2 protein-coding genes are annotated in these 2,282 nt (G+C 49.5%); one reads left to right on the top strand and one right to left on the bottom strand.

Annotated features, from left to right (window positions below; translation table 11 throughout):
- Window positions 1-255: 255 nt before the first annotated feature.
- The gene (locus tag ALMA_RS07980; protein ID WP_094727308.1) at window positions 256-525 is read left to right on the top strand and encodes a hypothetical protein; all 270 of its coding nucleotides are present in this window, start codon (window positions 256-258) and stop codon (window positions 523-525) included.
- Between the two features lie 157 nt (window positions 526-682).
- Here ALMA_RS07980 and ALMA_RS07985 read toward each other — a convergent pair whose 3' ends face one another.
- On the bottom strand, window positions 683-2,080 hold the full coding sequence (locus ALMA_RS07985; RefSeq protein ID WP_094727310.1) for a hypothetical protein: 1,398 nt from the start codon (window positions 2,078-2,080) through the stop codon (window positions 683-685).
- Window positions 2,081-2,282: the final 202 nt, after the last annotated feature.

Genomic DNA, 2,282 nt, shown 5'->3' on the forward strand with positions numbered 1-2,282 from the left:
AAGAAGAGTCTTGCGAGTTTTTCGTGGAAGCAGTTGTCCTACAACGGCAACAACCACAACATTAATACCGTGTTCCAGCGTGGTGGCAACGGTGGAGATACAACCGTCGGATAGCTCGGCCCAGAGTCCACCGACCGAGTAGGAAAGAACGCGCACATTAATGATATCTAGCCCTCTCAGGATGAGCCAGCCAAACCAAAAACACCACCAGCGCCCCCAGTCAAGCGTATTNNGCAGGGTATCTCGGCTGACCGTATGCGTAACACGACGTTCATCACCACGGGTACGGGAGTCGGTGGTGAAGCCCTCTGGTTCTCAGATACGATAAACCCAAACGGCTTACACTACACGATAACCGACCAGCAGGTCTGGGACATCACCACGGGCGCAAACATTAGTAACCAGTTCACCTACAACACGGCGAACGGGCAGACTCCCACAGGAAACCGCGCAACCGCCACATGGAACGCAAACGGGGGGAAACTGCCAGACAAACACCAATGGGAATACCGACTCACCGTGTAATAACCCGTGATAGTCTAGAAAAACATCCCCTCAAACGCTCACAGTCGAGTGTCACATGTCACATATGGGGGGTCGTAGTATACCCCCATCTTAAAAACACCCCTTCACAGCCACATTTCGGGGGCTTACGCTCAACGCTCCACCCCCCCCCAGCCAGCTATTCAGCATCCCACCATTTCAGTACCGTAGGACGCGATAAACCCGTCTCACGCTGACAATCAATCTTCCTGCCGTCAGGATGATCCAACCGCCACCGCTTCACAACATCCCTCTTCGACTTACGACCATTACCAACACGCCAACTTCCATCAGGATGTACAACATCGCGAACAGCGTTCATGATTCGTACATGTTGTTTTTGCGGTCGTCCGTTGCGTTTGTTGCGTGTGAGGGGGATTCCTGTTCTGGCGCTGACGATTTCTACTTTTCTCCGGTACGCGTTGTCGGTTGGATTATCGTAAATGCGTAAAGCGCTATCGATGTCGTATTGAGTGAAGTGGTTATTTTCTTCTTCCGTGAGTTTCTCAAAACGTTTAGCAAGCTTGTTGCAGTCTTCGACGAGCTGTTCGCGTGGTATGTTGCATTGCACTGCCAGCGCACACAGGTTTTCTAAGCAGTTGTAACGATGCCCGACGGTCGCACCACTGTAGATTTTCTTTTTCCAGTTGTGGTAGATACCTTCGTATCGGCTGAAGTGTCCGCGTTCTTCTTTGTTCACGATACGGCGCTGATACCAGTCTGGGTAGAGTTCCTTGGCTTCTTCGAGCGTGTGCTCGTTCTTGACGGTGAGGTCTACACGGTTTTCTTCTAATGCGAAATGGTTCATGTACTGGGGCGTAACCTTGCCACCTGTACGGAAAGCGAGAGCACGCGCTCCACTTTTCGTGAGCGTGCCTGGCATACGGAAGGCTTGATTCAAACTCTCATACTGCACATGATTGTGAAGAGTCGTGACATACGTACTCCAGAATGTGCGTGTCAGTTGCTTCTTAAGTACGCTCCACTGCTGGAAAAGCTTAGGATACATGGGTACAGGCTTCTCAAAAACAAAGTAGAGGTGCAGTCCGCTTCCGCTTGCTACGATATAGGTCGGCTGAGGAAGGGGGTCAACTTCTCTCCTCCATGAGTAGAACAGCTCGTGTATACCTCCAGCGCCTTTGATTCCGTCGATTTCGATACACATGGCATGCATGTAGCGCGCGTTCTTGTTCGTCCGGTTCTTCCCGGCGTAGCTAAAAGGGGCGATAAAGCATGTTTTCTCGCTTGTATCGATGATGTTCCATAATTCCCCTAGGTCTTGCGTTATCGTGGTTCTATGGGTCGTTTTTGTGCCTTCTCGAGATATTTCTAGCGCGATGCCCGTGTACTCGCCGGTCTGATAATCGTTCCTATCCCTGTGGGGAGCGAGATGGTCTTGAAAAATATCCGTGTAGAATTCTCGAGCGGTAGTAGGTTCAGCACCCCATTCGACGAGTTCAAAGCACCACTGGGGAAGAGAAAATTCAGTTTCGTTTTTTGAAAAAGAAAGTTCGCTATTTAGTAGTTGGTTTTTCATTTAAGTTTTTCCCCTTCTCTCTCTAGGGGGGCGTAATTGAACAATGAATTTTTTTTACATTTTAGCCTATTTTTGGCTTGTTTTCAACACACCAAATAACCACTAAATAGCGGACTCAAAACCCAAAAATACGTGCAGAACGACATCACTGAACCTGCACACAGACCCTCAGTGAATAAGCCAGAGGAGCGCGGAACTTAAT

It is taken from the genome of Alloscardovia macacae (assembly GCF_002259705.1).
GTDB classification, from domain to species: domain Bacteria; phylum Actinomycetota; class Actinomycetes; order Actinomycetales; family Bifidobacteriaceae; genus Alloscardovia; species Alloscardovia macacae.